The sequence below is a fragment of the Faecalicatena contorta genome (assembly GCF_001404335.1).
GTDB classification, from domain to species: Bacteria; Bacillota; Clostridia; order Lachnospirales; family Lachnospiraceae; genus Faecalicatena; species Faecalicatena contortus_B.
The window spans coordinates 1-520 of the sequence record NZ_CYZU01000127.1; the positions used below are offsets into that span (position 1 = coordinate 1).

The window sequence follows — 520 nt, forward strand, 5'->3', positions numbered from 1 at the left end:
GTTATCACGCTGGCGGTTGTTATAATGGTATCTGCATTAATATACAATTGATTTACTCTCCTTATTGGTATTTTCTGTCAAAAATAAGACCGGCGCCGGTCTGTCTCTTGTTCTCATATTCATATTCCTTTCTTCTACTAAATCGCAATTTGGAATATAAAACATATACTCCAACCAGCGTCAATGCAAACATAGGCAACAAGTCCATCATAGTAAAAGCAAACGCTTACGACTGCAAGATAAATGGATTTATGTATTTAAATCCGGCAACGTATGACAATGACACCGTTCTGTTTAAGACGCCTCTTAAACCAACCGGAACCATATATTTTTCAACGACCGTTGCCGGAAGGGGATTTAAGGTTCTGACCGATGGATCTGTTCGGGCAAATGGTGTATACACTGTAAGCGCTGGCATATATGTGTATTTTGGCGTGAGCTTTGCTATTGCCTAATCATGCATTCTCCGGTTATGGCTATAGCGTCATTAACTGATGGCATTGTGCCTATAAGCTGCACT

At 40.2% G+C, this 520-nt stretch carries 1 protein-coding gene; it reads left to right on the forward strand.

Features of this window, described 5'->3' with window-relative positions; translation table 11 throughout:
* Positions 1–455, forward strand: a 455-nt coding sequence (locus ARB69_RS27530) for a hypothetical protein (protein ID WP_207643127.1), incomplete at its 5' end; no start/stop codon positions are given.
* Between the last annotated feature and the right edge of the window lie 65 nt (positions 456–520).